Below are 23,618 nucleotides of genomic sequence, written 5' to 3'. Positions count from 1 at the left end.
ATCAAAATCGTGCGACCGAAAAACGCAAGGTGCGCATCATACCGGGAACCGGGTCCATTTTTTCATCGGATGAATGACTTGTGATGCATTTGGGAGAAATCTCCCGGGCGAGGCCCGACAGGCGAGGATGAAAACGTGACGGCGCGGGGCGTTTCGGGAATGGGGACAGGTTGATTCGGCGCGCTCGTATCCGCTTTCCACCGTGACGGAATCGCACTGCGTACCGTCACTTCGCCCGCTCATGCTCGCCCAACCCGATCGCCTTGTAGTCGTAAGTCGGATAGAACTCCGTCCGGTACGCCCCCCACGCCGTATCCTCGAGCACCCGATTGACCTCGCGCAGCCGCGACGCCGGCAACCTCAGCACGACGATCTGGCCGATCCCCATCGTCACGGCCCAGCTCACCACTTCGACGCCCGGCGGCGGAAACGCCTTGTAGAACCCCTGCTTCGCGAGCTGCGCGTTCAACTCGGCGAGCGGGCGCGACTGGTCGTGCTTCAGGAACACGGTCAGCAGCACCGCGTTGTCGGGCGTCGCGGCGGCCGTGCCGGCCGGCACGGTCGACGTTTGGCCAAAGGCCGGCGCGCCGCAGGTCGCGGTGGCCACCAGCGCTGCGGCGATCACGAGGGTTCGAATCGGGAAATGCGGGAAGGCCGGCATGACGCGCTCCCTGGCTGCGTGGATGGAGCCGCCATCATGCGCCGCCGCGCGCATCGCTGCCGGCAAGCGGCGTCGTCGAATTACGCTTCGCCGGCCCGCTCGCGCAGGATGTCGATGAACGCGCGCAGCTTCGCCGGCACGTGTTTGCGATTCACGTAATAGAGCCACATCGGTGGCAGCGTGCGGCATGCTCCCGGCAGCACCTCGACGAGCGTGCCGTCGCGCAGGTCCTGCTCGATGCGTTCGCGCATGAACGCAAATGCAATGCCGACACCCGCACGCGCCGCATCGATCACCGCGTCGGCATCGTTCGTCACGAACACGCCGTCCGGATCGAGATCGACGTCGCGGCGCCCGTCGTGCAGCAGCCACTTGTGCAGGCGCCCGCTCTCCGAAAACCGGAAGCGGATGCACGCATGACGCTCGAGCTCCGTAATCGACGCGGGCGCGCCGTACCGCGCCAGATAATCGGGCGACGCGACGAGCGCGCACGACAGCGCGGGCGCGATCCGCACGCCGATCATGCCCGGCTGCAGCCGGTCGGCAAGGCGGATCCCCGCGTCGAACCCGTCCTTCGCGATGTCGACCAGCTCGTTCTCGTAGCGGATTTCGAGCCGGACTTTCGGAAAGCGCTCACGGAACGCGGCGAGAACCGGCGCGATCACGAGCGAGCGCGCCAGCGGCAGCGCAGTCACGCGCAACAGCCCGCTCGGCTCGCTGCGCGCGTCCTTCAGCGCGTCGCGCGCCTGCATGACTTGCCGGTAGGCGGGCTCCGTCTGCTGCCAGTAGCGCTGCCCGGCTTCCGTCAGGCTCACGCCGCGCGTGCTGCGGTTGAACAGCTTCACGTTCAGCTCGCCCTCGAGCTGCCCGATCGCGAGGCTGACGGCGGCCGGCGTCAGGCCCAGCGCGGCGGCAGCCCGCGTGAAGTTGCCGGCCGTCGCGACGCTCATGAATACGTGCAGCCCGGCCATCGGATCGCGTCTGCCCATCATTAAAAAAACTTGAAACTCCTTCGAGCGGAATGCGGATTCTCCCATATACCGCGACGACCTACACTGGCCCTGCCGTCCCACTGGAGCCTCGAATGGACCCGCTCACCGCCGCGCTGCCGCTCGCAGCCGCCCGCCGCACGATCGAAGCCGCGCTCGCGCACGCCGCGTCGCTGCGGGTCGCGGGCGTCGCCATCGCGATCGTCGATGCCGGCGCGAACCTGCTCGCGTTCGTGCGCACCGACGACTGCTTTCTCGGCGCGATCGATCTGGCGCAGCGCAAGGCGCTGACCGCCGTCCGCTTCCGCGCATCGACCGGCTCGCTCGGCGCGATGTCGGGCGACGGCCCGCTGCGCGGCATCGAACACAGTCACGGCGGACTCGTCACGTTCGGCGGCGGCGAACCGCTCGTCGACGGCAACGGACGCTGCATCGGCGCCATCGGCGTATCGGGCGGCAGCGTCGACGAAGACACCGCGATCGCCCGACATTGCCGCGATCGCTTTCACGCAACGCTCCTCACCACAAGGTAAGCACATGGCACAGCAACGCATCCTCATCACCGGCGCGGGCACCGGCTTCGGCCGCGAAGTCGCGCTGCGGCTCGCCGAGCGCGGTCACGACGTGACGGCCGGCGTGCGCGTCACGACCGAGATCGACGAACTGGCGGCCGCCGCCGCGCAACGCGGCACCGCGCTGCGCGCGATCAAGCTCGACGTCACGTCCGCGCACGACCGGGCCCGTGCGGCCGAACTCGACATCGACGTGCTCGTGAACAACGCGGGGGTCGGCGAAGCCGGCGCGCTCGTCGACCTGCCGGTCGAGATCGTGCGCGAGTTGTTCGACGTCAACGTGTTCGGACCGCTCGAACTGACGCAGCAGATCGCGCGCGGGATGCTCGCGCGCCGGCACGGCAAGATCGTGTTCGTGTCGTCGATCGCGGGGCTGATCACGGGGCCGTTCACGGGCGCCTATTGCGCGTCGAAGCACGCGGTCGAATCGATGGCCGAGGCGATGCACGCCGAACTGGCACCGCACGGCATTCGCGTCGCGGTCGTGAACCCCGGCCCGTACAGCACCGGCTTCAACGACCGGATGATGGAGACGACGCGGCGCTGGCGCGATCCGGCCGTCCACACGGTGACGCCCGAGCGGCTGACGTTCCCGCTCGAACAGCACGATCCGGAGGAAATGATCGCGAAGATGGTCGACGTGATCGATAGGGACGGCGGCGCGTTCCGCAACCTGCTGCCGAAATCGTCGGAAGCGTTCGTGCGCGCCGAACAGGCGCGTGCGTGGGACCGGCAGCAATAACCTCTACGGCCGCGGGACGGCGGGTGGACCGCCGCCCACGCGGTCAGTACACGTCCCGCATGTAGCGCCGCGCCTTCGCGAGCCGCGCGACGTAATCGTTCGCGTCGTCGTCCGACATGCCGCCGTGCTCGGCGACGACCGCCTTCAGCGCCATATCGACGTCCTTGGCCATCCGCGCGGCGTCGCCGCACACGTAGAAGTGCGCGCCTTCTTCCAGCCACGCGAACAGCTCGGCACCCTGCTCGCGCATCCGGTCCTGCACGTAGATCTTGTCGGCCTGGTCGCGCGAGAACGCGAGATCGAGCCGCGTCAGGAAACCGCTGTCGTGCATCGCGCCGAGTTCGTCGCCGTAATAGAAATCGGTCTGCGCGTGCTGCTCACCGAAGAACAGCCAGTTACGCCCGCGTGCGCCGCGCGCCTGCCGCTCGTGCAGGAAGCCGCGGAACGGCGCGACGCCGGTGCCCGGGCCGACCATCACGATCGGCACGTCGCCGTTCACCGGCGGCCGGAAATGCGCGGACTTCTGCACGAACACGGGCACGCGGCCGTCGTCCGCACGATCGGCGAGGAAAGTCGACGCAACGCCTTTGCGTGCGCGCCGGCCGTTGTGATAACGCACGGCGGACACGGTCAGGTGGATCTCGCCCTGGTGCGCGCTCGGGCTCGACGCGATCGAATAGAGACGCGGCTGCATCCGCTTCAGCATCCCGACCAGCTCCGTGCCCGACAGCTCGACCGGAAACTCGTGCAGCACGTCCGCAAGCTGTTGTCCCCACAACCATTGCTTCAGGTCGCCCTTGCGTTCGTCGCCGAGCAGCGACTTCAGCGCGCCGTTCGCGCTGCGCGACGCGATGAACGCGAGCGTGTCCGGATGCGGGCGCGTAATGTCGAAGTGGCGCGCGAGCGCATCGCCGAGCCGCACGTCGCCGACGCCCGCGATGGATACGGGCGCATCGGCTTTCAGCGCGGTGACGGACAGCAGCTCGTCGACCAGCTCCGGGCAGTTGGTCGGCCACACGCCGAGCGCGTCGCCGGTTTCGTATTCGAGGTTCGCGCCTTCGGTCGACAGCGACACATAACGCGTGTCCTTCGCGGCGCCCGGACGATTGAGCCGCAGGTTCGCGACGAGCTTCGACGGTGCCGGATGCGCCTTCGTCGGCAGCAGCCCCGACGGGCTCATCCCGCCGGTCGGCACCGCGTGCAGCGCGGCGTCCGCCTCCTTGATCCGCGCGACGACGCGTTCGAGCCACTGGTCGGCATCGCGCTGGAATTCGACGTCGCAATCGACGCGCGCGCACAGGCGCGCCGCGCCGAGTTCCGCCAGCCGCGCATCGAGCCGGCGGCCGTGGCCACAGAACTGGTCGTAGTTGCGATCGCCGAACGCAAGCACCGCGAAGTGCACGCCGTCGAGGCGCGCGGCGCTGCCGGCCTGCAGCGCGTCCCAGAACTCGGTGCCGTTGTCGGGCGCATCGCCGTCGCCGAACGTGCTCGTCATCAGCAGCACGTATTGCGCGCCGGCAAGCGATGCGACCGGATAGTCGGACATGCACGCGGTGCGGATCTCGAAACCCGCGTTCATCAACAGCGTCGCGTAGTCCTCGGTCAGCGATTCGATGTTGCCGGTCTGCGATGCCCACAGCAGCACGACCTTCGGGCGCGTGCGCACGATCCGCACGCCGCCGCCGGCGTCGGCCGACTGGGCCGGCGTTACGGCATCCAGCGCGTGTGCATGGGCGGGCGCCGAGCGGCTGAACAAACCGGCGAGCATCCCGTCGAGCCAGAACCGCACCGGCGGCGTGAGCGGCGCGCCGGCCGGCAGCACGGGCACGCTGCCCTCGCGCCGGCCCGCGCTCGCCCTCAACCCGCTGACGAGGCCGGCCACATACAGCCGCTCGGTGTCGGTCAACGGCGGCGGCGCGAGATCGGCGACGCCGAGCGCGGCCGCGAAAGTGTCGATGTCTGCCATGTCGGATTCCTGTGAAGCAGTGGCCTGCACCATCGCCGGCGCGGGCCGCGCGTCGTCGGCGCATGCATCGGGTTGCGCCGTGCCGTCGTCGTCGGACGCGAACGCATCGGTCTCGACGCGGCGCAGCGCGACCGCGCAATATTTCAGTTCGGGTTGCTGCGATTCGGGATCGATCGCGTCGTTCGTCACCGCGTTGATGCACAGGTCGTCGCCGTACACGTCGTTCCAGTGCATCGGCGCGAAGCAGTTGCCGCGCTGCACGCGCTCGGTGACGACGGCCGGCAGCACAGCGCGGCCGCGCGCCGAACGGATCTCGACGCTGTCCTTCGCGGCGATGCCGAGCGCGCTCGCGTCGTCCGGGTGAAGCTCGACGAACGGACGCGGGTTCAGCTTGTTCAGCATCGCGACCTTGCCCGTCTTGGTCATCGTGTGCCATTGATGCTGCAGCCGCCCGGTGTTCAGCACGATCGGGAACGTGTCGTCGGGCAGCTCGGCCGGATCGACATGCGGCCGCGCGAAGAAGCGCGCCTTGCCCGACGGCGTCGGGAACGCAATGCGCGGCGCGTCGCTCTCGTCTGCCACCGTGCGCAACGTCTGGCTCACGCCGTCGTTCAGGTAGCGGATCGGGTGCCGCTCGCGCGCGGTGCCCGGTGCGACCGGCCACTGCACGGGCCCGTCGCGCAGCGCCGCGTGGCTCGCGCCGCGCAGGTCGTAACCGGTCGCCGGATTCGAGAAACGGACGATCTCGTCGAACACGTCGGCCGCCGACGCATAGTCGAACGCGTCGCCGAAACCCATCGCACGCGCGACTTCCGCGACGATGCGCCAGTCGGGCAGCGCGTCGCCGGGCGGCGCCACGGCGGCGCGCATCAGCGTCATGTTGCGCTCGGAGTTGACCATCACGCCGTCGCCCTCGGCCCACAGCGCGCCGGGCAGCAGGATGTCCGCGTAGCGGTTGGTCTCGGTGTCGAGGAACGCGTCCTGCGCGATCACGAGCTCCGCCGCCTGCAAGCCGGCGATCACGTTCTGCCGGTTCGGCACGGTCGCGACCGGGTTCGTGCAGACGATCCAGCACGCCTTGATGTCGCCGGCCGCCATCCGCGAGAACAAGTCGACGGTGCCCTGGCCGGTTTCCTTGCGCAGCGTGCCGGCCGGCCCGCGCCACAGATTCTCGACGAAGCGCCGGTCGTCGTCGGACAGCACCGAGCGCTGGCCCGGCAGCCCCACGCCCATGTAGCCCATCTCGCGCCCGCCCATCGCGTTCGGCTGGCCGGTCAGCGAGAACGGCCCGCTGCCGGGGCGGCAGATGCGGCCGGTCGCGAGATGCAGGTTGCAGATCGCGTTGGTGTTCCACACGCCGTGCGTGCTCTGGTTGAGCCCCATCGTCCAGCAGCTCATCCACTCCGGTGCGTCGCCGATCCATTGCGCGGCCGTGCGCAGGTCGGCTTCCGCGAGCCCCGTGATCGCCGCGACGCGCTCGGGCGTGTAGTCGGCGAGAAACGCGGGCATCGCGTCCCAGCCTTCGGTGTATGCGTCGATGAACGCGCCATCGGTGCGGCCGTTCGCATGCAGCAGGTGCAGCAGCCCGTTCGTCAGCGCGAGATCGGTGCCCGGCCGGATCTGCAGGAACAGGTCGGCCTTGTCGGCCGTGCCGGTGCGGCGCGGATCGACGACGATCAGCTTCGCGCCGGCCTTCACGCGATCCATCATCCGCAGGAACAGGATCGGGTGGCAATCGGCCATGTTCGCGCCGATCACGAAAAACAGGTTCGCGCGATCGAAGTCCTGATACGACCCGGGTGGGCCGTCCGCGCCCAGCGACTGCTTGTAGCCGGTGCTCGCGCTCGCCATGCAGAGGCGCGAGTTCGACTCGATGTTGTTGGTGCCGACGAAGCCCTTCGCGAGCTTGTTGACGAGATACTGCGCCTCGATCGACATCTGCCCCGACACGTAGAACGACAGCGCGTCGGGGCCGTGCGCATCGAGCACCGCGCGCAGGCGGCGCGCGGTCTCGGCGATCGCGTCGCGGGCCGGCAGCGGCACGAGGTCGTCCTCGCGCGCGCGGCGCACGAACGCGCGGTCGAGCCGCCCCGAGCGGCGCAGCGCGACGTGCGCCGACGAACCCTTCGTGCACAGCCGCCCGAAGTTGGTCGGATGGTCGGCGTCGCCGGACACCTTGACGACCTCGCCATCCTCGACGTGCAGCACCATCCCGCAGCCGACGCCGCAGTACGGGCACACGCTCTTGACGGGGGTGGCGGTCATGCGCGCTCCGGGACGGTCAGGCCGCGATCCACACGAAGCCGTCCTCGACCCGCGACGGATACGCGCTCACCGACTGCTCCGGCGCTTCGAGGCACTCGCCGGTGCGCAGGTCGAAATGCTGCTTGTACAGCGGCGACGCGACGACAACACGCTCGCCGAGGCTGCCGATCAGCCCGCGCGACATCACGGCCGCCTGCGACACGGGGTCGACGTTGTCGATCGCGAACACGCCGCCGTCGGCATGCGCGACGTGAAATACCGCGACCTGCTCGCCGTTGACGAGCGCGCACACGCCGGTGTTCGGCACGATGTCGTCGAGCGGGCACACACGGGTCCAGGACAGCGGAAGACGATCGTTCATGATGAGCTCCTTGGAAAAGACGCTGGTGTCGGTCAGGGTCAAACGGTTGCGGATTCGGTCACGGCCTGCGTCGCGCCTTCGACAACGACGGGAATCGTCACGGGCTTGCCGCGCACGCGCTCGCCGGGCGTCGCGGGGCGAATCTGGCCGCGCGTCTCGACGAATTCAATGTTCGCGTCCGGCGCGTCGCTGTTCACGAAGTGGCGGAAGCGCTTGCGCGTCTCGGGATCGGTCACGGCCTTCTTCCATTCGCATTCATAGGTGTCGACCACATGCTGCATGTCGGCTTCGAGTTCGGCCGCGATCCCGAGCTTGTCGTGCACGACGACGTCGATCAGGTAGTCAAGGCCGCCTTCGAGGTTGTCGCGCCATACGCTCGTGCGCTGCAGGCGGTCGGCCGTGCGCACGTAGAACATCAGGAAGCGGTCGATGTAGCGGACCAGCGTCGCGCGGTCGAGGTCGGACGCGAGCAGTTCCGCGTGGCGCGGCTTCATCCCGCCGTTGCCGCACACGTACAGGTTCCAGCCCTTCTCGGTCGCGATGATCCCGACGTCCTTGCCCTGCGCTTCCGCGCATTCGCGCGTGCAGCCCGACACGCCGAACTTGATCTTGTGCGGCGCGCGCAGGCCCTTGTAGCGGTTCTCGAAGTCGATCGCGAGACCGACCGAATCGTCGACGCCATAGCGGCACCACGTCGAGCCGACGCACGACTTCACGGTACGCAGCGCCTTGCCGTACGCGTGGCCCGATTCGAAGCCGGCCGCGATCAGCTCTTCCCAGATCGACGGCAGTTGCTCGACGCGCGCGCCGAACAGGTCGACGCGCTGGCCACCGGTGATCTTCGTGTAGAGCCCGTACTTCTGCGCAACCTGGCCGACCGCGATCAGCCCTTCCGGCGTAACCTCGCCGCCCGGCATGCGCGGCACCACCGAATACGTGCCGTCGCGCTGGATGTTCGCGAGGTAGTAGTCGTTCGAATCCTGCAGCCCGGCATGTTCCTTCTTCAGCACGAACTCGTTGAAGCACGACGCGAGGATGCCCGCGACGGCCGGCTTGCACACGTCGCAGCCGAGCCCGTGGCCGTGCTTCGCGAGTAGTTCGTCGAACGTCGTGATGCGCTCGACTCGGATCAGGTGGAACAGCTCCTGGCGCGAATGCGGGAAGTGCTCGCAGATATGGTTGTTGACCGCGAGGCCCTGCTTCTTCATCTCGGCCTTCATGATCTGCGTGACGAGCGGCACGCAACCGCCGCACGACGTGCCGGCGCCCGTGCACGACTTCAGCGCGCCGAGGCTCGTCGCGCCGTCGGCGACCGCCGTGCAGATCTGCGACTTCGACACGTTGTTGCACGAGCAGATCTGTGCGCCGTCCGGCAGCGCGTCGACACCGATCGCCGGCTTCGCGACACCGTCCGACGACGGCAGGATCAGGAATTCGGGCGACTCGGGCAACTCGATGCGGTTCAGCATCATCTGCAGCAGCGTGCCGTATTCGGCCGCGTCGCCGACCATCACCGCGCCGTGCAGGAACTTGCCGCAATCGGACACCACGAGCTTCTTGTAGACCTGGCGGCGCTCGTCCGCGTACTGGTAGGTGCGGCTGCCGGCCGTCGTGCCGTGCGCGTCGCCGATGCTCGCGACGTCGACACCCATCAGCTTCAGCTTCGTGCTCATGTCGGCGCCCGCGAACGCGGCCGTGCCCGTCTCGTCGGCGCTGCCGGCGAGCTGCTTCGCGACCACGCGCGCCATGTCGTAGCCAGGCGCGACCAGGCCGTACACCATGCCGTTCCATGCCGCGCATTCGCCGATCGCGTAGATGTCGGCGTCGCTGGTGCGGCATGCGTCGTCGATCGCGACGCCGCCGCGCGGGCCGGTTTCGAGCCCGCAGGCACGCGCCAGTTCGTCGCGTGCGCGAATGCCGGCGGAGAACACGATCATGTCGGCGTCGAGATGCGTGCCGTCGGCGAACGCCATCCGGTGCGTGCCTGCTTCGCCGTCGACGATCTCGAGCGTGTTCTTGCCCGTATGCACGCTCACGCCGAGCGCCTCGATCTTCGCGCGCAGCATCCGGCCGCCGCCGTCGTCGACCTGCACGGCCATCAGCCGCGGCGCGAATTCGACGACGTGCGTATCGAGCCCCATGTCGCGCAGCGCCTTCGCGCATTCGAGGCCGAGCAGCCCGCCGCCGACCACGACGCCGCGCTTCGCGTGCGTGCCGCACGCCTGCATCGCTTCGAGATCCTCGATCGTCCGGTACACGAAGCAGCCCGCGCGATCATGCCCCGGCATCGGCGGCACGAACGGGCGCGAACCCGTCGCGAGCACCAGCTTGTCGTACGCGAGCGTTTCGCCCGACACGAGCGTGACCGTGTGCGCGGCGCGGTCGATCGACGCGACGCATGCGTTCAGGCGCAGGTCGAACTGCGGATGACGCTCGAAGAAGCCGGGTTCGACGAGCGACAGGTCGTCCGCCGACTTGCCCGCGAAGAATTCCGACAGGTGCACGCGATCGTAGGCCGGGCGCGGTTCCTCGCCGAGCACGGTGACCTGCAGTGCGCCCGCCGCGCCCGCTTCCGCCGCGACGCATTCGAGGAGCTTGTGGCCGACCATGCCGTGGCCGATGACGATGAGTTTCATGATGACGTTTCCTTCGGTCGATCAGTTGGCGACGCTGCCGGCGGCCAGCGCGCGGTCGCGCAGCTCGGCTTCGCGTGCCTTGTGTTCGTCGCTGAAGCGCACGGCCATCGCGCACAGCGCGGTCGCGGTGACGGCGAGGCCGAGCACGCTCAGCGTGTGCTGCACGTCGCCGACGCCCTTCAGCAGGAAGCTCGCGGCGACTGCGCCGACGTTGCCGCCCGCGCCGACGATCCCCGCGACGCCGCCGAGCGCCTTGCGGTCGATGAACGGCACCAGTGCGTAGGTCGCGCCGCACGCCATGTGCGTGAAGAGGCCGAAGGTCAGCATCGCGACGAGTGCGATGCCGATGCTTTGCGCATGCGAGAACCAGATCAGCCCGAGCCCTTCGCCGACGATCAGCGCGCACAGCAGCGTCGCGCGCACGTCGAGGCTGCGCCGCGCGGCGATCTTGTCGGACAGCCAGCCGCCGAGCGCGCGGGCGAACAGCGCGAGCAGCCCGAACAGGCCGACCGCGAAACCCGCGTCCTTCAGCGACAGGTTGAAGTGATCGACGTAGTACAGCGCGGCGATGTTGTGGATGAACACCTCGACGCCGAAGCACGCGCCGTACGTGACGAACAGCATCCACACGCGATAGTTGCCGCACGCGGCGAAGAAGCTCGCCCAGCCGCCCTTCTTGCCGCTGTCGACCGTCACGCCTTCCTTGCGCAGCGCGATCACGTCGCCTTGCGGGCAATCCTGCGTGAAGCGCCAGTACGCCCACGCCATCACGAGCATCGCGACGCCCGGCACGACCAGCGCGATGCGCCACGACGAGTCATCGCCGAAGCCGAGCATCAGGCCGGCGGCAACCAGCAGCGGCATCAGCGCCTGCGTCGCGCCCGCACCCGCATTGCCCCAGCCGGCCGTCGTCGCGTTCGCGGTACCGACCACGTTCGGCGCGAACATCACCGACGTGTGGTACTGCGTGATCACGAAGCCCGCGCCGATCGCGCCGATACCGAGGCGGCAGATCAGGAACGACAGGTAGTCGTGCGTGAACGACACGGCGAACACGGGGATCGCGCCGAGCAGCAGCAGGCCGACATACACGCGGCGCGGGCCGAAGCGGTCGCACAGCGGGCCGACCAGCAGCCGGACGGCGATCGTCGCGGCCACCGCGGCGATGTTGATGTTGGCGACCTGTGCGGCCGTCAGGTGAAATTCGCGCGCGATGAGCGGCATCAGCGGCGCGCACGCGAACCACGCGAAGAAACAGACGAAGAACGCCATCCACGTCAGGTGGAACGCGCGCATCGGCGCGGTGCGGAAGCTGAAGAGATCGATACGGGTAGCTTTGTCGGTCATGTCATCCGCCAAACGAAAAACGGCGTCCTGCACACCCGGTCTCGTCGAGACCCGATGTGTAGGACGCCGTTGCCCATGAAGCCCGTTGCCGGGCGCGTCTGTAATCGGTACTGCGGACGAATCGCCGTTGATCCGCCCGAACCAGCTTACGCAAACGCCGTGCCATGTCGGTCCGAATCGGGCCGGCAGCCCCGCCGCGCAAGGCTCGCCGGCCAGCGCGCGAGGCCGTCCGGCCCGCGGCGCGCGATGCGCCGTGATGCAGCGAGGCACAGATGTGGTGCGCTGCAGCACTGTCGCCGTGCGACATCGCGGTGCGTGCTGGCGGGGCACGATGCACGCCGTTGCGGCATGGCGTCTGCCCGCGCGCGGCAGTCGCAGGCAGGTCTGCGGCCGTCTCGTGTTGCGTTGCGCGACGCGCCCGCCGCGCGTGTTGGCGGCTGGCCCGGATATTGCTGAACCTTCTGCATCACACCGGCAACGGCGCCGGTGGGCAGTCCCCGCAAACCTTGCCCGTCGATCAAGACGGGCCCATCCGGACAACGGCGTCCCCCCGTGCGCGGCACGGCCGGACGCCCGTGTGCTTCGACCGCCCGCCGCCACGCCGACAATGCATTAACGACCGCCGCACGCACGCGGCACTGGAACACGACATGACGACTGGCAAAGTCACGCTGCTGGGCGCCGGCCCCGGCGATCCCGATCTCCTCACGCTGAAGGCCGTGAAGGCGCTGGCCGCCGCCGACGTGCTGCTGCTCGACGATCTCGTCGCCCCCGGCATCGTCGAACTCGCACCGCAGGCGCGCGTCATCCGCGTCGGCAAGCGCGGCGGCTGCCGCTCCACGCCGCAGGCGTTCATCGAGCGGCTGATGCGCCGCTACGCGCAGCGCGGCGCGCACGTGGTCCGTGTGAAAGGCGGCGACGCGCTGCTGTTCGGGCGCGCCGGCGAAGAACTCGCGACGCTGCGCGCCGCCGCGATTCCGGTCGAGATCGTCAACGGTATTTCGTCGGGATTCGCGGCCGCCGCGAGTCTCGGCATCTCGCTCACGCACCGCGAGCACTGCCAGGGCGTCACGTTCGTCACCGCGCACCGCCAGGACCACGGCGAACCCGACTGGTCGCGACTCGCGGCGACCGGCACCACGCTCGCGATCTACATGGGGATGAGCCGTGTCGACAGCATCGCCGCGGGCCTGCTCGCCGCGCTGCCGGCTGCGACGCCGGCCGCGGCCGTGCAATGGGCCGGCACGCCCGACGAACGCCGCTGGACCGGCACGCTCGGCGGTCTCGCGCGCGGCATCGACGAAGCGCGGCTCGGCAGCCCGGCCGTGATCCTCGTCGGCGGGGCGATCGGCGAAGCCGCCGTGCAGTGCGCGGATGCCGCCGGCGAAGCGGCGCTGTCCAGGGCCGCCTAGCATGCGCGGCATCGCGCGGCTTCAGCCGCTCCCCCTTGCCGTCAACGCCGGCCGCGCTTGCGGCCGGCATCCATCGTTCGCGCCCGGCACCAAAGCTTCGCCGCCCCTGCTGCTCGCCTCATGAGTTCGTCTGCCCCATCCGCCCGCCTGCGCGTGCTGCTCGTCACCGACACCGACAAGCCGATCGGCGAACTCGGCGACGCGCTCGCGCGCCTCGGCTACGAGATGCTGAACGACGTCGCGACGCCCGCGCGCCTGCCGGCGGCCGTCGAGGAGCAGCGCCCCGACGTCGTGATCATCGATACCGATTCGCCGTCGCGCGATACGCTCGAGCAACTCGCGGTGATGCATGCGACCGCGCCGCGCCCGGTGCTGATGTTCAGCCACGACGGCGACCAGGCGCTGATCCGCGCGGCAGTCGGCGCGGGCGTCAGCGCGTATCTCGTCGAAGGTTTGTCGGCCGAGCGCCTTGCGCCGATTCTCGAAGTCGCGCTCGCGCGCTTCTCGCACGACGATGCGCTGCGCCGCCGGCTCGCCGACGTCGAGCGCGAACTCGCCGAGCGCAAACTCATCGATCGCGCGAAACGCGTGCTGATGGACCAGCGCAGGCTGTCCGAGCACGATGCGTACGCGGCGCTGCGCAAGCGCGCGATGGATCAGGGCCTGCGCATCGTCGACGTCGCGCGGCAACTGCTCGACGCGACACCTCAGCCATGACCGCCATGAATACTTCGCCCCCCGCCGCGCCGGAACGCGCGCATCTTCGCCTCGGGTTCGTCGCGCTGAGCGACGCGGCCCCGCTGATCGTCGCGCAGCGCCTGGACCTCGGCGCACCGCACGGCCTGACGCTCGAACTGCACCGTCAGCCGTCGTGGGCCGCCGTGCGCGACAAGCTGCTGAGCGGCGAGCTCGACGCCGCGCATGCGCTGTACGGGCTCGTTTGCGGGCTGCAGCTCGGCATCGGCGGCCCGCAGGCCGACATGGCCGCGCTGATGGTGCTGAACCGCAACGGCCAGGCAATCACGTTTTCGCGCAGCCTCGCCGATGCGTACCGAGAAAGCGGCAGCGTGCGCGCGGCCCTCGCGACGCTCGGCCGCAAGCCGCTCCTCGCACAGACGTTCCCGACCGGCACGCACGCGATGTGGCTGAATCACTGGCTCGCGTCGCACGGCGTCGATCCATTGCGCGACGTGCGCAGCGTCGTGATCCCGCCGCCCGAGATGGTCGCCGCGCTCGCGAACGGCGAACTCGACGGCTTCTGCGCGGGCGAGCCGTGGCATGCGGTGGCCGACGCCTGCGGCGCGGGCCGGACCGTCGCCGTCACGAGCGAGATCTGGCCCGATCATCCGGAGAAGGTGCTCGCGGCCCGGCGCGACTTCGTCGCACTGTATCCAGCCACCACGCGCGCGCTGATCCGCACGCTCGTCGATGCGTGCGCGTGGCTCGACAGCCCCGCGCACCGCCGTGAGGCGGCCGACTGGCTCGCGTCGCCCGACGCGCTCGGCGTGCCGGCCCGGCTGATCGCGCCGCGCCTGCTCGGCGACTACGGCGCGGGGCCTTACGCCGAGCCGCCGCTGCCGATCCGCTTCCACGACGGCGGCGCCGTGAACCGGCCCGATCCGCTCGAAGCCCGGTGGTTCCTGTCGCAATACCGGCGCTGGGGCATGCTCGACGGTTCGCACGACGACACGGAAATCGCCGCGGCGATCGCGCAGACCGCGTTGTATGATGCTGCGGTCGCCGAAGGCGGCGCACCGGGCCCGTCGCGGGTTTGATGCGCGCCGCGTGATGCATGCGGCGCGCGCGCCGGCGCGACACCACGCCGCTCCGGCCACCCGGGCGACACCGCATGGCCACTCCGTCCCCGATCCGAATCGATGCCGAAACGAACGCACGCGCCGCTCGACGTGCTGCTCACCGAAATCCGCGCCTGCCGCGTCTGCGAAGCCGACCTGCCGCTCGGCCCGCGCCCCGTCGTGCGCGCCCATCGTGACGCGCAAATCCTGATCGTCGGACAGGCGCCGGGCGCACGCGTCCATGCGAGCGGCATCCCGTGGGACGACGCGAGCGGCAAGCGGCTGCGCGACTGGCTCGGCGTCGACGCCGACACCTTCTACGACGAAACGCGTTTCGCGATCGTGCCGATGGGCTTCTGCTACCCGGGCCGCGGCGCGAGCGGCGACAACCCGCCGCGTCCCGAATGCGCGCCGCTGTGGATCGACCGGCTGATCGCCGAGCTGCCGTCGATCCGGCTGACGCTGCTGGTCGGCCAGTACGCGCAGCGGCATTTCCTGCGCGACACGCGCAAGTCGACGCTCACCGACACCGTGCACGCATGGCGCGACTACGGCCCCGACGTGCTGCCGCTGCCCCATCCGTCGCCGCGCAACCAGGCGTGGTTCAAGCACCATCCGTGGTTCGACGCCGACGTCGTGCCCGAGCTGCGCCGCCGCGTGGCACCGCTGCTCGACCGATGAACAAAACCACCGGCGGCGTCGCGATGCTTCGCGGCGCGCCCGAACCCCCGATACACACCCCATGAACGATACCGTCACCGCCCCCGACATCGACTTCGCCTGCACCGGCTGCGGCGGATGCTGCCGCGACCTGCGCATTCCCCTGACGATCGGCGAGGCGATCGCGTGGCTGCGGCGCGGCGGTCACGTGGAGTTGCTGTGCGACGCGATGCCATGGCTCGTCGAACCCGAGCCCGACAATGCGTTCGCCGCCTACAAGCGCGCCCGTTCGACCCCCGCGCTCAGCGGCTCGCTGCCCGTGCGTGTCACGGTCGTGCTCACCGCCGCCCATGCAGGGCCCTGCCCGAACCTGCGCGACGACCTGCGCTGCGCGATCTACGACGAACGCCCACTCGTGTGCCGGATCTACCCGGCCGAGATCAATCCGTTCGTGCCGCTGACGCCCGGCGGCAAGGAATGCCCGTCCGACGCATGGCAGCAGACGCCGCTGATCCGCGGTGGCACGATCGTCGACGCCGACACGCGCGAGAGCATCGCACGCTCGCGAGCGGCGAGCGAAGCCGAGACGCCGCTGCGCGCACGGCTGTGCGCGGTGCTGGGGATCGACACGGCGGCCGTGGCCAATGAAGGGTTCGTGATTCATGCGCCGCCCGCGCCCGCGCTGCTCGCCGCGCTGGCGGATCTGCTCGCGACGCCGACGGTGGCCGCCGACGACACGCTCGCATGGACGCTGGTGTCGAACCGCGCGGCGACGACGGATGCACTCGCGTCGGTCGACGCGTCGAGCCAGCTTGCCGCTAGCCTGGCGGGCCCGGACGCCCGCTATCTCGGCTTCCATCCGGACGCCTGATCGCCGCCGGGCGCGGCCGCCGCACATTCCGGCCGCGCCCGGTTCGCTGTACCATCGCGGCTCAACCGCGTCACGAACAGCAGAATCCTTCATGCCCTCCACCGCCCCGCCGCGCCTGTACGGGATGCCCGAACGCAGCGACCGGCTCGATTTCTACATCCGCGACCAGGCGTCGCGCCAGGCGATCACCGAGCCGCACCGGCACGCGTATTTCCAGATCCAGTTCAATCTCGGCGGCGACACCGAACAGCGGATCGGCGGCGTCACGCGGCCGTTTCCGCGCGGCGCGCTCGCTTTCGTGCTGCCGCACCGCGAGCATCTGATCCCGCATCCGGAAGGCGCGCACTTCATCGTGATCAACTTCAGCCAGGCATTCCTGCGCGCCGATCTCGACGTCGATCCGCTCGATCTCGAGGATGTGCCCGCGCAGCGCTTTCCCGAGCTGACGCCGTTCCGCTTCCAGGAACATCTCGACTTCATCCTGACCGGCGACACCTACGACGAAGCGCGCCGCCTCGCGCTGTGCATGCTCGACACCGATCGCGTGCGCACCTTCGGCTCGACCACGCTGCTGCGCGGCTACCTGCTGCAGTTGATCGGGCTCGTCTGCACGCAATACGCGGGCGCACTCGACAAGCTCGCGCAGCGCGGCGCCCAGCGCGCGGGCCGGCGCGACGCACTCGCCCGCGTGCTGCGGCACGTGCGCGCGAACCTGACCCGCGAGGACCTGACGCTCGCCGCGACCGCCGAGGCCGCGTTCCTGTCGCCGAACTACCTCGCGCACCTGGTCCGCAAGGAAACCGGCAGCACGTTCACCGATCTCGTGACCGAGCGCCGGATCGCGCTCGCGCAATCGCTGCTGGCCCATACGAGCCGGCGCATCGCGGACATCGCGCGCTCGGTCGGCTTCCGCGACGAAGGGTATTTCGCGCGGCGCTTTCGCGCGCGGGTCGGCGTGTCGCCGAAGGCCTACCGCGACGCGAACGCCGCGTTGCCGGCCGGCGACGACGCGCCGGCGGCCGCCGACGCGTAGTTTTGTCCCGGTAAAACGCACTTGCGTCGCATCCGGCCGCACGCGCGTCCGGTATCGTTGCATGCATGCCGGCCCGTGCGCCGCACGGGCGCCGGCATCCGTCTTCCTACCGAACGAGGCCATCCGATGTCCGCCTATGTCATCGACGCCGCCGAGCGTCCTTCCGTCGAAGTCGAACAAGCGTCCGCGCGCTTTCCGGTGCGCCGCGTATTCTGCGTCGGCCGCAACTACGCCGACCACGCCCGGGAAATGGGCGCCGATCCCGACCGCGAACCGCCGTTCTTCTTCACGAAGCCGGCCGACGCGATCGTCCCGGCAAGCGGCACCGTCCCGTATCCGCCGCTGACGAACGACCTCCATCATGAGATCGAACTGGTGGTCGCGATCGGCAAGGACGGCCGCTCGATCGACCCGGCCGACGCGCTGTCGCACGTGTGGGGCTACGGCGTCGGCGTCGACCTCACGCGCCGCGACCTGCAGGCCGAAGCGAAGAAGCTGAGCCGTCCGTGGGACTGGGCGAAGGGCTTCGACGCGTCGGGCCCCGTGACCGCGCTGCGCGCGGCCGCGGCCACCGGCCACCCGGCAACGGGCCGCGTCTGGCTCGCGGTCAATGGCGAAACGCGTCAGCAAGGCGATCTGGCCGACATGATCTGGGCCGTGCCCGACGTCATCGCGTACGTGTCGCGCTCGGTCGAGCTGAAGGCCGGCGACCTGATCTTCACCGGCACGCCGGCCGGCGTCGGCGCACTGCAGCCGGGCGACCGCGTGACGGGCGGCGTCGACGGCGTCGCGACGTTCGAGTTCGTGATGGGCGCGAAGCCCTGACGACGCGGGCATGGCGGCCGTCCGTCCGGTAGCCGCCATGCCCTGTCCCGCTTCCGGTCAGTCGTAGCGGCGCAGGAACGTGTCGACGACGGCCGGCGGATTCAGCGCTTTCACCGATTCGTTTTCCAGTGCCTCGGCCGCATCGTCGTCGCTGATCGACACGAACAGCGTGATGGCCACCCTGGCCTCGCCCGTGCCGAACAGGCCCTCGCGATCGAGCAGCCGCAACGCCTCGATCATGTCCGCGTGGAGTTGCCGGGAAAATTCCGCGAATCTCGACCGGACAAACTGCGGGCTCAGCACGGCATCGGCCAGCTTTCCGCAGATTGCATTGAACGGCGACGCTTCCGCCGCCGCGTACGCCCACTCGGAAAAGCCCCACGTGTACCACGGGTCCCGATCGTCATCGGCGATCGCCTGTTGCGCGCGGATCCGGCTCAGCCCTTCGACCGAATTGGCCGCCGGCACCACCGTCATCGCGCCGCTGTCCGTATAAAGCGCGAACGCGTAGAAATGCTCGTCCGGGTGCAGCGCGCGCAGCGCGTTGAAGGTGGCCCGCGCAGCGTCGGCAATTTCCCGCTGGAAATCAGAAAAGTCGTCCATCGTTACCTCGTCCATTCGCCCTTCGCATGCGTCGGGGAATACGGCTTGCGGAGGGTTCGTCGTCTCCCGACCTGGGCCGAATTGTCCGCCAATCGCCTGTCACACGGTAGCGGGCCCGCATTTCCGCGCTTCGGTGTGCCGCGCCCGCGTTCACCGCCCGGCGTCCCGCGCATCGAACACGTGCACGCAGACCGCGGCCACCAGCGCAATCGCGGCCGACAGCAGCATCATCGCGAGCGGCGCATAACCCGCGTTGCCGGCCGTCAGCACCGCGCCGGTCAGCGACGAAAGCGCGGCGCCGCCGGCGATCGTCATCGCGCCGGCCAGCCCCGATGCGCTGCCCGCCAGATCCGGACGCACCGACACCGCGCCGGCATGCGCGCCAGGATTACTCAGCCCGTTGCCGATGCCGACCAGCACGCACGGCCCGAACCATGCGATCGGATGCGTCGCGCCGCCGGACACGAGCGCGAGCGCGATCAGCGGCCCCGCGCACGCGACGACGCGCCCGCACAGAATCGTCGTGGCCAGCGCGAAGCGGCGCGCGTAACGCGCGGCCAGAAAGCTGCCGCACACGAAACCGGCCGTGATCGTCCCCATGTAGAAGCCGATCTCCGCCGGCGCGATGCCGAACACCGTTTTCGCGGCGAGCGGCGCGCCGGCCAGGAATGCGTAGAACGAGCCGGTCGAAAACGCCATGCACAGCGCGTAGGCCCAGAAACGGCGCGCACGGAGCAGCGCCGGATACGCGCGCAGCTGCCGCCCGAGGCTCGACGACCGGTTCGTATGGGTTTCGACGAGATCGAACGCGCACCAGCCGAACAACGCGATGCCGGCCGCGCCGAGCAACCAGAAGCTCGCGCGCCAGCCGACCGACTGGTCGAGCCCGCCGCCGAGCGTCGGGCCCAGCATCGGCGCGAATGCGGCCGCCATCGCCGCATAGCCGATCCGGCTCGCAGCACGGCTGCCACCACCGGCGTCGCGGATCGTCGCCATCGACACGGGATAGACCGACGTGATGGCCGCCTGCATCAGCCGGCATGCGAGAAACACGCGGATATCGGTCGCCATCGCGCAGCCGAGCGATCCGAGCGCGAACACGCCGACGCTCGTCAGCACGATCGGCCGTCGCCCGAACCGGTCCGACAGCGGCCCCATCACGAACTCGAGCGACGCGGCCACCGCCGCGTAACCGCCGAGCGACAGCGCGACGAGCGCATAGTCGGCGCGCAGGTCGCGTGCGATTGCCGGCAGCGACGGCAGGAACAGGCTCAGCGGCAGCACCGAGAACGCGCACAGCAAGATGAGCGTCGCGTGTCTCGGCGACGCCGGTTCGGAAGCGATCGGCAGGTTCGTTTGCAAGCGGATGCCCTCCGCGCACGCGCCGCATGGCCGTGCGCAATGCAAAAAAAAGCCCCCGAACGAGTCGGGGGCGCAGGGGTGCCGGCGCGGTGCCGCTACCGGACCCTGCGCCTGTGTACGACTACGATGATGAATGCCGCTTTCATGCCGGATGGCTCCTGAATGCCTGATTGACTGCCAGCGATATCGAACGATGGTAGGCGGACGACGCCAACCGCGTCAACGCGTTAACGCGCACGCACCGACACGAACTTCCGCGCGTTGTTGCGCTGGATCAGCACGGCAATCACGCTGCCGCCGTTCGCTTCGAGCGACGGCACGTCGTCCGGCGTCTCGAGCAGCGTGTCGTTGAGCTCCAGCACGACGTCGCCCGGCTGGATGCCCGCGTTCGCCGCCGGGCCATGCACCGCGTCGACCATCATCCCGACCGCGAGCCCCGTCGAACGGCGCTCGTCGTCGCTCAGCGCGTGCATCGTCAGCCCGAGACGGTCGCCACCGTCCCCCGCCGCCGGCCCCGCTCCCGGCCCTGGGCCCGGTCGCGCAGCGGCCATCGGCGCAGCCATGCCGACCGTCGCGCCCGCGTTGCCGGCCGCCTCGTCGGCGCCCGTGATCGTCAGCATCACCGGCGCGCGCTTGCGAATCACGCGCAGCGGCGCCTTCTGGCCCGGCGGCAGCGCGGCGGCCAGGTCGTTCAGTTCGGCCGAGTGGCCAATCGCCTTGTCGCCCAGCTTCACGATCACGTCGCCGGGCTTCACGCCGGCCGCGGCGGCCGGCGAGCCGTGCGCGACGCCGTTGACGAGCGCGCCCGCCGGACGCGGCAGCCCGAACGCCGCGGCCAGCCCGATGCCGACATCCTGCACGTCGAGACCGAACGCGTTGCCGGACGGCGCGCCCGGCGCGGGTGCCTGCTGCGCCTGTTGCTCCTGCATCTGTGCCTGTAGCTGCGCGCGCACCTTTGCCGCGAACGCGATCGGAATCGCGAACGTCGTGCTCGCGTAGCGGTCGGCGCCCGTATAGACCTCCACCACGATGCCGATCACGTCGCCCGCACGGTTGAACACGGGGCCGCCCGAGTTGTCGGGATTCGGCGCGATATCGGTTTCGAAGAACGGAAACGCGCTGCCGTCCGGCAGCCGGTGCGACGTCGCGCTGACGATGCCGGCCGTGACCGTGTTGCCCGATCCGTCCGGCGCGCCGATCGTCATCACCGGTTCGCCCGCCCGCACCTTCGCCGAATCGCCGATGCGCACGAACGGCAGTTTCGTTGCGTTGACACGCAATACGGCGACGTCGCTTTGCGGATCGACGGCCAGCACCGTCGCCTTGAATTCGCGGCGGTCGGTGAGCCGCACCGTCACGTCGGTCGCTTCGTCGACCACGTGCGCGGACGTCAGGATCAGGCCGTCGGCGCTGACGATGAAACCCGAGCCGCTGCCCGACACCGCGCGCGGCGACATGTCGGGCGGCGCCGGCACACCCTGCGCGGGCGGCGGCGCGGCGCGCCGGAAGAACGCGGCGAGCGGATCGTCGGTATCGAGGATCGCGAAGGACGGCCCGCCGGTTTGCTGCTCGAGCGCGGTCATGATCGTCACGACCGCAGGTCCGTAACGATCGACGATGGCCGGAAAATCGACCGGCATCGCATAAGGCGCGGCGGCCGGCCTGCCCTTTATGACGGGGGGTGTGGCGGGCTGCGCGACGCTCCCCGCCATGGCGGCCGGCGGCGTCGACACAAAAAAGGCGAACGCGCCTCCCAACAGCGCGGTGTGAAACACGGCGCGAGCAAGCGACTGGCGAACCACGGTGCACCTCCCCCGGCAGTCGCGGCGCCGACCTGCGCGAGACGCGCAGGCGCCCGACAAGCACCGGTACACGCATCCATTTATACTCCACGCGGCCTGTTCGAACAGATGAATCGAAACCCGCATGCCGGGTGGTGCGACGGCCGCGAAGCCGCGATGGCGCTCGTTCCGGACAAAGTGCGCGATTCGTCAATCCGCACAAGTCCGGCAACGGTTCAATCGCCGCTCACCCGCTCCGCGATCGCCGACAACATCCGCAACATCGGCTCGAACGCATCGGCCGACGTATTGCCGAAACCGAGCACGAGCCCGTTGCCCGCCCGTGCCGCCTCGATCGAAAACCCCGACAGCGGAAACGGCCCGATACCGTGCGCACGCGCCGCGTCGACGATCGCGCGGTCGCGATAACGCGCGGGCAGCCGCAGCGCGAGATGCAATCCGCACGGCCCGCCCTCGACCTGGTGCGGCACGCTCAGGCTGCCGTCGAGCGCGGCGAGCAGCAAGCGCCGCCGGTCGCGATACAGCCGGCGCATCCGCCCGAGATGCCGGCCGTATTCCCCCGTCTCGATGAAATCCGCCAATGCGAGCTGCACATGGCGCGTCCCGCCGCGCAGCATCTCCGGCAGCACCGTCCGCACGGCGGCCAGCAGCGCCTCCGGCAGCACCAGAAAGCCGATCCGCAGCGCCGGAAACATCGTCTTGCTGAACGAGCCGAGATAAACGACGGGCGAATCGGGCGCGAGCCCGTGCATCGCGCCGATCGGCTCGCCGGTGTGACGGAATTCGCTGTCGTAGTCGTCCTCGATGATCCACGCGCGATGCCGGCGCGCGGCATCGATCAGCGCGAGCCGGCGCGAGATCGACAGCACGGCGCCGGTCGGGAACTGGTTCGACGGTGTCGTATAGACGAGGCGCGGCGGCCGCTCGCGCCAGTCGTCCTCGTCCGCGCGCAACCCTTCCATATCGACCGGCATCGGCACGACGTCGAGGTCGGCCGCCTGCATCGCGGTGCGCGCGCCGCGATAACCGGGCTCCTCGACCCACACCGTATCGCCCGGGTTCGTCAGCAATTGCGCGCACAGCGAGATCGCGCCCTGTGCGCCTTCGGTGATCACGATCTGCTCGGGATCGCAGCGCACGCCGCGCGTCACGGCCAGATGGCGCGCGATCGATTCGCGCAGCGCACGCTCGCCGAGCGGATCGCCGTACGCGAGCAGGTCGCGGCCGGCGCGGCGCAGCGCGCGGTCGATCGCGTGCCGCCACGCATCCACCGGGAAATGCGACAGAGCGGGCACGCCCGGCCGGAAGCCCTCCGATTCACCGGTGCCGACGAGGCTCGGGCGGATCCGGCCGAGCCGCTGCGCGACGGCCGGCGGCGCGGCACGCCGGCGCGGCGGCGCGGGCCGCGACAGCCCGACGACGCGCGTGCCGCGGCGGTCGGACTGCAGGAAACCTTCGGCGACGAGTTGCTCGTAGACGGCGGCCGTCGTGTTGCGCGACACGCCGAGCGTTTCGGCCAGCGCGCGCGTGCCGGGCAGCCGCGTGCCGGCCGGCATCGCGCCGCCGAGAATCGCGTCGCGCAGGCGGCGCAGCAACTGGCGCTGCAGCGAAGGCGCGCCCTGGGTGCGCGCCAGCGGCGCGTCGAGCGGCAGCAACGGGGCGTCGCCGGAAGGAAAGGCAGTCGTCATCGGAACATCGCAACGTGAAAGGGGCGA

General features: G+C 69.9%; 19 protein-coding genes. 9 read left to right on the top strand and 10 right to left on the bottom strand.

Annotated elements, in window-relative coordinates:
- Nucleotides 1-226 precede the first annotated feature (226 nt).
- Together ACTRWB_RS08490 and ACTRWB_RS08485 are read right to left on the bottom strand one after the other, a co-directional pair.
- Nucleotides 227-661 carry a hypothetical protein gene (locus tag ACTRWB_RS08490; RefSeq protein WP_446901576.1) on the bottom strand — a complete coding sequence of 145 codons (435 nt, stop codon included), beginning with the start codon at nt 659-661 and terminating at the stop codon, nt 227-229.
- 80 nt (nt 662-741) lie between these two features.
- Entirely contained in the window at nt 742-1,650 is a 909-nt protein-coding gene (locus ACTRWB_RS08485; protein WP_446902034.1) for a LysR substrate-binding domain-containing protein, read from the bottom strand.
- A 95-nt stretch (nt 1,651-1,745) separates the two neighbouring features.
- Here ACTRWB_RS08485 and ACTRWB_RS08480 point away from each other — a divergent pair, with 95 nt between their 5' ends.
- Together ACTRWB_RS08480 and ACTRWB_RS08475 are read left to right on the top strand one after the other, a co-directional pair.
- Nucleotides 1,746-2,183 carry a GlcG/HbpS family heme-binding protein gene (locus ACTRWB_RS08480; protein WP_412024399.1) on the top strand — a complete coding sequence of 146 codons (438 nt, stop codon included), beginning with the start codon at nt 1,746-1,748 and terminating at the stop codon, nt 2,181-2,183.
- Nucleotides 2,184-2,187: 4 nt separating this feature from the next.
- Nucleotides 2,188-2,964 (top strand): SDR family oxidoreductase, encoded by a 777-nt coding sequence (locus ACTRWB_RS08475; RefSeq protein WP_446901575.1) that lies wholly within the window; start codon nt 2,188-2,190, stop codon nt 2,962-2,964.
- Nucleotides 2,965-3,007: 43 nt separating this feature from the next.
- Here ACTRWB_RS08475 and ACTRWB_RS08470 read toward each other — a convergent pair whose 3' ends face one another.
- The 4 genes from ACTRWB_RS08470 to ACTRWB_RS08455 are packed head-to-tail and all read right to left on the bottom strand — an operon-like array spanning nt 3,008 to nt 11,539.
- The gene (locus ACTRWB_RS08470) at nt 3,008-7,195 is read right to left on the bottom strand and encodes a molybdopterin-dependent oxidoreductase (protein WP_446901574.1); all 4,188 of its coding nucleotides are present in this window, start codon (nt 7,193-7,195) and stop codon (nt 3,008-3,010) included.
- Nucleotides 7,196-7,211: 16 nt separating this feature from the next.
- Nucleotides 7,212-7,556, bottom strand: a complete 345-nt coding sequence (gene nirD / locus ACTRWB_RS08465) for a nitrite reductase small subunit NirD (protein WP_047903106.1) — start codon at nt 7,554-7,556, stop codon at nt 7,212-7,214.
- A 38-nt stretch (nt 7,557-7,594) separates the two neighbouring features.
- Nucleotides 7,595-10,192, bottom strand: coding sequence for a nitrite reductase large subunit NirB (gene nirB / locus ACTRWB_RS08460; protein WP_446901573.1), 2,598 nt, complete (start codon nt 10,190-10,192; stop codon nt 7,595-7,597).
- A 21-nt stretch (nt 10,193-10,213) separates the two neighbouring features.
- Complete coding sequence (locus ACTRWB_RS08455; RefSeq protein WP_193100371.1) at nt 10,214-11,539, bottom strand: MFS transporter; 1,326 nt, start codon at nt 11,537-11,539, stop codon at nt 10,214-10,216.
- A gap of 650 nt (nt 11,540-12,189) precedes the next feature.
- Between ACTRWB_RS08455 and cobA the strand changes: the two genes are divergently transcribed.
- From cobA to ACTRWB_RS08420, 7 genes are all read left to right on the top strand, one after another.
- Nucleotides 12,190-12,951 carry a uroporphyrinogen-III C-methyltransferase gene (gene cobA, locus ACTRWB_RS08450; protein ID WP_419689543.1) on the top strand — a complete coding sequence of 254 codons (762 nt, stop codon included), beginning with the start codon at nt 12,190-12,192 and terminating at the stop codon, nt 12,949-12,951.
- A 120-nt stretch (nt 12,952-13,071) separates the two neighbouring features.
- Entirely contained in the window at nt 13,072-13,668 is a 597-nt protein-coding gene (locus tag ACTRWB_RS08445; RefSeq protein ID WP_129515077.1) for an ANTAR domain-containing response regulator, read from the top strand.
- A 5-nt stretch (nt 13,669-13,673) separates the two neighbouring features.
- Nucleotides 13,674-14,726 carry a CmpA/NrtA family ABC transporter substrate-binding protein gene (locus ACTRWB_RS08440; RefSeq protein WP_446901572.1) on the top strand — a complete coding sequence of 351 codons (1,053 nt, stop codon included), beginning with the start codon at nt 13,674-13,676 and terminating at the stop codon, nt 14,724-14,726.
- A gap of 102 nt (nt 14,727-14,828) precedes the next feature.
- Entirely contained in the window at nt 14,829-15,428 is a 600-nt protein-coding gene (locus ACTRWB_RS08435) for a uracil-DNA glycosylase family protein (RefSeq protein WP_446901571.1), read from the top strand.
- Nucleotides 15,429-15,489: 61 nt separating this feature from the next.
- On the top strand, nt 15,490-16,278 hold the full coding sequence (locus ACTRWB_RS08430) for a YkgJ family cysteine cluster protein (protein ID WP_446901570.1): 789 nt from the start codon (nt 15,490-15,492) through the stop codon (nt 16,276-16,278).
- A gap of 91 nt (nt 16,279-16,369) precedes the next feature.
- Nucleotides 16,370-17,311, top strand: a complete 942-nt coding sequence (locus tag ACTRWB_RS08425; RefSeq protein WP_048250863.1) for a helix-turn-helix transcriptional regulator — start codon at nt 16,370-16,372, stop codon at nt 17,309-17,311.
- A 126-nt stretch (nt 17,312-17,437) separates the two neighbouring features.
- Nucleotides 17,438-18,136 (top strand): fumarylacetoacetate hydrolase family protein, encoded by a 699-nt coding sequence (locus ACTRWB_RS08420; protein ID WP_048250865.1) that lies wholly within the window; start codon nt 17,438-17,440, stop codon nt 18,134-18,136.
- A gap of 57 nt (nt 18,137-18,193) precedes the next feature.
- Here ACTRWB_RS08420 and ACTRWB_RS08415 read toward each other — a convergent pair whose 3' ends face one another.
- The 4 genes from ACTRWB_RS08415 to pdxR form a co-directional block, all read right to left on the bottom strand.
- Nucleotides 18,194-18,739 carry a DUF4303 domain-containing protein gene (locus ACTRWB_RS08415; protein WP_446901569.1) on the bottom strand — a complete coding sequence of 182 codons (546 nt, stop codon included), beginning with the start codon at nt 18,737-18,739 and terminating at the stop codon, nt 18,194-18,196.
- 150 nt (nt 18,740-18,889) lie between these two features.
- Nucleotides 18,890-20,101, bottom strand: coding sequence for an MFS transporter (locus ACTRWB_RS08410; RefSeq protein WP_446901568.1), 1,212 nt, complete (start codon nt 20,099-20,101; stop codon nt 18,890-18,892).
- A 227-nt stretch (nt 20,102-20,328) separates the two neighbouring features.
- Nucleotides 20,329-21,903, bottom strand: coding sequence for a trypsin-like peptidase domain-containing protein (locus ACTRWB_RS08405; protein ID WP_446901567.1), 1,575 nt, complete (start codon nt 21,901-21,903; stop codon nt 20,329-20,331).
- A gap of 215 nt (nt 21,904-22,118) precedes the next feature.
- Nucleotides 22,119-23,591, bottom strand: coding sequence for a MocR-like pyridoxine biosynthesis transcription factor PdxR (gene pdxR, locus ACTRWB_RS08400; protein ID WP_446901566.1), 1,473 nt, complete (start codon nt 23,589-23,591; stop codon nt 22,119-22,121).
- Between the last annotated feature and the right edge of the window lie 27 nt (nt 23,592-23,618).

The sequence above is a fragment of the Burkholderia sp. YIM B11467 genome, from assembly GCF_052952715.1.
Note: the sequence above shows the minus strand (reverse complement) of the source record. Positions and strands in the feature narration are given on the sequence as shown.